Source organism: Persicitalea sp., assembly GCF_041751555.1.
In the GTDB taxonomy this organism is placed as follows: domain Bacteria; phylum Bacteroidota; class Bacteroidia; order Cytophagales; family Spirosomataceae; genus Persicitalea.
In genome coordinates this window covers 1-5970 of the sequence record NZ_JBGSXF010000021.1, presented here as the reverse complement: position 1 = coordinate 5970, position 5970 = coordinate 1, and the positions used below count along the sequence as shown (strand labels likewise).

The window sequence follows — 5970 nt, the reverse complement described above, 5'->3', positions numbered from 1 at the left end:
TCGGGTTCCAGGACGTCGCCCGTGCCAGAAATGACCAGAATTTCTTCCTGGTTGGCCGTGATAATCATCGCCTCCAGCTTGCGCAGGTAGCGGTCGGTGCGCCATTCCTTGGCGAGTTCGATGGCGGCCCGCTTCATGTTGCCGCCGTATGCGTTGAGTTTTTCCTCAAATTTTTCTAACAGCGAAAAGGCATCCGCCGTGGAGCCGGCGAAGCCAACCAGGATTTTGCCGCCCTGCAGCGCGCGAACTTTCTTGACGTTACTCTTGGCGACGGTATTGCCCATCGTGGCCTGTCCGTCGGCCCCGAGGGCCAGCATCCCGTTGTGCAGGACGCCCAGGACAGTGGTTGCGTGTATTTTTTGCATTTGAATTTTTATAGATTGGAGGTTCTTGGCTAAAAAAAATGATTCGGGCCGCAGCCGGAATCGAAGGCTATAACCCCGCCGGGCGGGGGAACGTTCAGGACGGCTTGGCGGATCGGGTAGGGTGGGAGTTGCATCTGCTTTTTGTTACAGCATTGGAATTTCTAATAACTACCTTGATATCATGAGAAACATACTGATTTTCTTGCTGGGGGCTATTTGCGCCCTGACTTCCTGTCAAAATCGAGAAAAGGGCGAGGCTGTGGACCAAACGATACGCTTGCCCTTGACTTTTGTGGAAGGCTTTGGGCCGGGCGGTGGTGGTTGGGGGCCTCTCTCTGAAGAGCATAAAAAGGACGATTCCTCCGCAAAAACCTGGGTGAAAACATATTTGCCCGTGAAGGGGATTCCCGAGTCATGGCGAGGAGTAAAAAAATCAATGGTTTGGTTGAATTCAAGCCAGCTGATTTACCAAAATTATAAAGCCGGGAAAATTAGTCAAGAAGAGTTTGATGGATTTCTAGAAAATCCAGAGTGGCATATCAATCCCGAGGAACTGTCCGCCGAACCGATCAAATGTTATGTGTACGTAGTGAGTGGTAAAGACAAGCAAGGGCTGACGGCGGTAATCATTGATACCAACAATAACCTGGATTTCAGCGATGATGAAGTGTTTTATCCCAAAGCTTACGCAATGGACAGCACGATGACCCAATATGCCGAGGATGAAAAGCATTACGTAAATTACGAAGTATTTCAAGAGGGCCAGGTGGTTTCAAAGCGAGTTCCCATGCTCGTTAGACGAACCAGTTTCTGGCCGTTAGCGTATAGCTTCCCCCAGTACACCACCGCAAAATTGAAAGTAAAAGACCAAGTTCATAACATCGTGTTGAGCGGAGGAGGTCGGCCCGATTATAGTAGTACCTCACTTGTACTTGTCGATGAAAATAATTCAGTTCTGAAAGGCTTTTCTGAACCAGTCAGAGAGGGCGATCTACTTTCAGTTGGGGGGATTTTTGATAAAGTAAAATACCGGAACCTAGGCGTGAATATCTGCCACGAGGTACTTGAATTAGCGGGAGAGTACGTCGAAAAATTAGGTTTTGGGCTACAAGCCGGCTACACTTTTCGACCTTTCGAAGCCAAGTTATTTGACTCGGAAGTACCCATTGCCTCATCAGATTACAAAGGCAAGTACCTATTTGTGGATTTCTGGGGTACCTGGTGCAAAGGCTGCGTACTGGAACTACCCGAATTGCAAAAAATCTACGAAGGGGTCGATAAGGAGCGCGTCGAATTTGTCAGCATTGCCGGAGTTCAGTCGCCTGTCCAGTTGAGAAAATTCTTGGAAAAGCGACCGTTGGCCTGGCCGCAGATTATCTCCGATAAGGATAACAAGCTGGTCGAAACCTACAATATTACTGGCTACCCTACCAATGTACTGGTCGGGCCTGATGGGAGAGTTGTGGCCCGGAATCTGCGCGGGAAGGCTTTGGAGAGGAAGTTGGCTGAATTGGCCAGAAAATGATTTTTCTAATACACAGCCGGAGAAATATTACCCTTGTGCAGCTCGGAAATCGGAAAAATCAGATCCCAATCTTTGCCCCAAACAACATTGCCCCGCTCAACCTTAAATTTTTTGAAATTTGTCAGGTGGCGGTACTTGTCATGTTGGGGATGCGGGTGCTGGATTAAGAATGGGCCAAAATCGACAATTTGGCTAGTTCCATCAGAAAAACTAATTTTCAACTGGTGGTCAATCAAGTATTCAGCATCGGTTACGGCTAGCGCTCTCATAGTCTTTTTGTAATTTTCCGAATGTCGGGTTTCTTTTTCAGGACAAAAAAATCAAACCATTTTTGCGCAATTTCATCTGCGTATTTTTCAAGCACTTTCGTTGCTTCTTTTTGGTCCTTAGCAGGCAGCATTTCAATACCACTTGCTTTGCGAACTTGGATATCGGACAATTTTCCTGCCTCAAAAAAGCGTTCAAAGATTGTCTCGTATTCCGCGTGGCTTACATGAACGTGAACGGGTAGGTGTTCATTGCTATAGAAGTAAAATACCAATCCAAAGTATTCGATCAGCTTAGGCATTGAAAAACCAATTATAAAATAACGTGAAATTAAAGATAATAGTCATAAGTTCAACTCGTTAGCCAACGCTGACAAGTTGATGCTAGAATCGACTTTGATTCTTTTCAGCTTTTTGCGGAGCTTTTCCATTTTATGAAATTGGTCGATCGGGTCAACCACAGCAGACTCTGCCTCTTCGATCGTGATGTTTACTTCTTTCCCCGCGAATTGAGATTTGATGGCCTCCAAAAAAACATCATCAAGCGTGTCGGCTGTTATTTTATAGGTTAATTGCATGAGTATGAAGATTAGTATCTTACTAAGATAACGCATTAACTCCAAATATGAGAGAATTCAAGATATTATTGTCGCTCATACTTTTGACAACGCTTTCCGCCTTCGCCCAATCCCCCAAAACCTACCTCATCGTTCACGGAGCCTTTGGTGGCGGCTATGCTTGGAAAAAAGTGGACTCGCTACTTACGGCGCGGGGGAATAAAGTCTATCGCCCCACGCTGACGGGGCTGGGCGAACGATATCACCTGGCTTCGTCAGAAGTCGACCTAAGTACCCACGTAGCCGACATCGTGAACGTGATTTTATTTGAAGACCTGCACAACATCGTCCTAGTGGGCCATAGCTACGGCGGGATGGTCGTCACGGGTGTGGCTGATTCGCTGCCCGACCGCACCGCGCAGATCGTCTATATCGACGCTCACATCGCTGAAGACCGGAAAAGTGCGTTCGACCTGCGCGTGGGCGGCACCGACCTGCTGAAATACGAAAAAGACGGAATGCTGATCCCGCCTTTCGTCGCCGATTCAGAAAGTTTTCCGCATAATGTCCCTCAGTCCGTCGCAACGCTCACCGAACGCCGACCGCTCCGCCGCCCGCATCCCAGGAATGGCAAATACATCCTGACTGTGGACGACCCGCAGAAACCGGAGGCAGACGCCTTTTACCAATACGAGAAAGTCGCGAAAGATTTGGGTTGGCAAACCTACCGCCTCACCGCCGACCACAATCCGCAAAACTCCAAACCAGAGGATTTGGTAAAACTATTGCAGGAGTAGTTTGGAATCAAATCCCTACCTTTCGAACTGACCTCGCTCGTTTCAAGCAAAATTTTCCTATGCCTCTTTTTCTAATCGTATTTGCCTCATCAGCAGCGCTCGCTTTCATCGCAAAGACTACCCTCAATCATCGCGTCTTTGGTCGCGTCCCCACCGGAACCCGCCTCGGACGTATCAGGAAATCATCCAATTACCACAGAGGTGCCTTCCAAAATCATAGCCCCACACCCGTAATGGCCGAAGGTGTAACGACGCTTGGCACGATGCGCGACTTTCTGCGGCCGGGCAAAGATCGTAAGCCCAGTCGGCCGCTGCCTTCGATAAAAACTGACTTGAAAAATCTGCCTGATGGCGAAGACACATTGGTATGGTTCGGCCATTCGTCTTATTTGCTCAAAATCTCGGGCAAAACGATTCTTGTCGATCCGGTATTTAGTGGAAATGCTTCGCCCGTTTCATTTTTTGGCAAGAACTACCCTGGCAGCAATGTGTACGGCGTAGCGGATATGCCCGAAATCGACATCTTGTTGATTACGCACGATCATTACGACCACTTCGATTACGATACGGTCGTGAAAGTACGCCCCAAAGTAAAGCAGGTCGTGGCTTCGCTGGGCGTGGGGGCACACCTGGAACGTTGGGGCTACGCGCCCGATACGATACAGGAATTGTACTGGTACGAAACGGCGCAACTCTCAGACGGAATCAGCCTTACCGCCTTACCCGCGCGGCATTTTTCGGGGCGACTCTTCAAGCGCGGACAGACATTATGGTCATCGTTCGTGCTGGACGCATCCGACTACAAATTGTACCTGGGCGGAGACTCGGGCTATGACAAGCACTTTGCCGAGATAGGGGAGAAATATGGGCCATTCGACCTGACGATTCTGGAATGCGGTCAGTACAACCAAAACTGGCCCTACATCCATATGATGCCCGAGCAAACCGTTCAGGCTGCCCTCGATTTGCGGGCCAAAGCCCTACTACCCGTGCACTGGGCCAAGTTTACGCTGGCGCTACACCCTTGGTACGAGCCGATCGAGCGCGTGTCGAAACGAGCGCAGGAGATGCAACTACCACTTGCCACGCCTCTTATTGGACAGGCGGTGGTAATTGGAGGAAAGTACCCCAATACAGCTTGGTGGCATCGAGTCGGGGAAGAAAAACAGTTTGTATAGGGGATTTTATAAGTACTCTATTCAAAAAACGTTGAATAATTTTCTCAAAATAAGCAGATGTAGCATCGTCCGCACATTGCTTAAACCGGATTCCCGAGTATACTCAGGAATCCGGTTTTGATTTGTGGCATGGCACAGAAGTTTTGATGTTGGCGGGAGTATTCCCTAATACTTTCATCAAAAGCTAAAACCGATGGTTATGGAAGAAAAAAAGAATAGCCAATTCAGAAGAGCGGTGTACCGTTTTTGGATCGAATACCACCAGTATTTTGAGGGCGCCTCGACCCGACGCATGAGGAGACGTGCCCAAGCGCGACGGTTGTTGTCGGGAAGCTTCGAGAAGCTGGGTATCTTTAAAAGAATGCAGCTAGCGGGAATGTATTGAAAGGGCATTTTTCCTTTCAAGGCAGAAAATATTATCAATAATATGAATGATAAGACTATAAACGTGGCTTCTTCGGGCCAATTCAAAATAGGCGGCGATCTAAACATCAACCGACTAGGTTACGGGGCCATGCGCATCACGGGCAGCGGTATCTGGGGGCCACCCGAAAACCGGAATGAAGCAATTCGCGTACTGCGAAGATTACCCGAATTGGGTATTAACTTCATCGACACAGCCGATAGCTATGGCCCCAATATCTCAGAGAAATTGATTGCCGAGGCTCTCCACCCATATCCGGCGGGAATGATCATCGCCACCAAAGGTGGATTGACCCGTCCCGGTCCTAATAAATGGGTGCCAAACGGGCGACCTGAACATCTGCGGGCTTCGTTGGAGGGTAGTTTGAGGCGTTTAAAGGCCGAGCGCATCGACCTGTATCAACTTCACCGTATCGATACCGAAGTGCCGATGGAAGAAAGTCTAGGTGTGCTGAAAGACGCGCAGAAAGAGGGGTTAATCCGCCATATTGGCCTTTCAGAGGTTAGTACCGAACAATTGGAACAAGCCACTAAGACGGTTGAAGTCGCTACCGTTCAGAACATGTATAATCTGGGAGAACGCCGCTGGGAAGATTCCTTAAAATGGTGCGAGAAAAACAATGTAGGATTTATTCCCTGGTACCCACTTTCGGCGGGGAGCATTAATAGTCAGAAGAGCATCAAGAATATTGCTAAAAAGCATGAAGTTTCGGAATATCAGGTGGCTTTGGCTTGGTTATTACAACGGTCATCCGTAATGCTGCCTATTCCCGGTACTTCGTCGGTAAAACATTTGGAAGAAAATGCGGCGGCAGCTTCTCTGCAATTGGACAAAGACGATATCCGTGAACTCGAAGCG

General features: G+C 48.5%; 10 protein-coding genes. 6 read left to right on the top strand and 4 right to left on the bottom strand.

All coding sequences use genetic code 11. The features are described from left to right. A partial coding sequence (hslV, locus tag ACEW8P_RS00720; RefSeq protein ID WP_373511195.1) for an ATP-dependent protease subunit HslV occupies positions 1 to 365 on the bottom strand: 365 nt, incomplete at its 3' end. A 38-nt stretch (positions 366 to 403) separates the two neighbouring features. Between hslV and ACEW8P_RS00715 the strand changes: the two genes are divergently transcribed. Next, on the top strand, positions 404 to 550 hold the full coding sequence (locus ACEW8P_RS00715; RefSeq protein WP_373511194.1) for a hypothetical protein: 147 nt from the start codon (positions 404 to 406) through the stop codon (positions 548 to 550). Then, entirely contained in the window at positions 547 to 1890 is a 1344-nt protein-coding gene (locus ACEW8P_RS00710; RefSeq protein ID WP_373511193.1) for a TlpA family protein disulfide reductase, read from the top strand. Before ACEW8P_RS00715 ends, ACEW8P_RS00710 begins: the two co-directional genes overlap by 4 nt. 5 nt (positions 1891 to 1895) lie before the next feature. Here ACEW8P_RS00710 and ACEW8P_RS00705 read toward each other — a convergent pair whose 3' ends face one another. From ACEW8P_RS00705 to ACEW8P_RS00695, 3 genes are read right to left on the bottom strand one after another with little or no spacing between them, the layout of a single operon-like run. Next, the gene (locus tag ACEW8P_RS00705; RefSeq protein ID WP_373511192.1) at positions 1896 to 2159 is read right to left on the bottom strand and encodes a DUF2442 domain-containing protein; all 264 of its coding nucleotides are present in this window, start codon (positions 2157 to 2159) and stop codon (positions 1896 to 1898) included. Next, positions 2156 to 2458 carry a DUF4160 domain-containing protein gene (locus ACEW8P_RS00700; RefSeq protein WP_373511191.1) on the bottom strand — a complete coding sequence of 101 codons (303 nt, stop codon included), beginning with the start codon at positions 2456 to 2458 and terminating at the stop codon, positions 2156 to 2158. The genes ACEW8P_RS00705 and ACEW8P_RS00700 overlap by 4 nt, the downstream gene beginning before the upstream one ends. A gap of 42 nt (positions 2459 to 2500) precedes the next feature. Beyond that, positions 2501 to 2734 carry a hypothetical protein gene (locus ACEW8P_RS00695; RefSeq protein WP_373511190.1) on the bottom strand — a complete coding sequence of 78 codons (234 nt, stop codon included), beginning with the start codon at positions 2732 to 2734 and terminating at the stop codon, positions 2501 to 2503. A gap of 47 nt (positions 2735 to 2781) precedes the next feature. On the opposite strand from ACEW8P_RS00695, the gene ACEW8P_RS00690 reads away from it, so the two are divergent. From ACEW8P_RS00690 to ACEW8P_RS00675, 4 genes are all read left to right on the top strand, one after another. After that, positions 2782 to 3510 (top strand): alpha/beta fold hydrolase, encoded by a 729-nt coding sequence (locus tag ACEW8P_RS00690; RefSeq protein ID WP_373511189.1) that lies wholly within the window; start codon positions 2782 to 2784, stop codon positions 3508 to 3510. Positions 3511 to 3569: 59 nt separating this feature from the next. Next, positions 3570 to 4688 (top strand): MBL fold metallo-hydrolase, encoded by a 1119-nt coding sequence (locus ACEW8P_RS00685; protein ID WP_373511188.1) that lies wholly within the window; start codon positions 3570 to 3572, stop codon positions 4686 to 4688. Positions 4689 to 4887: 199 nt separating this feature from the next. Continuing rightward, complete coding sequence (locus ACEW8P_RS00680; RefSeq protein WP_373511187.1) at positions 4888 to 5073, top strand: hypothetical protein; 186 nt, start codon at positions 4888 to 4890, stop codon at positions 5071 to 5073. Between the two features lie 42 nt (positions 5074 to 5115). Then, a partial coding sequence (locus ACEW8P_RS00675) for an aldo/keto reductase (protein ID WP_373511186.1) occupies positions 5116 to 5970 on the top strand: 855 nt, incomplete at its 3' end.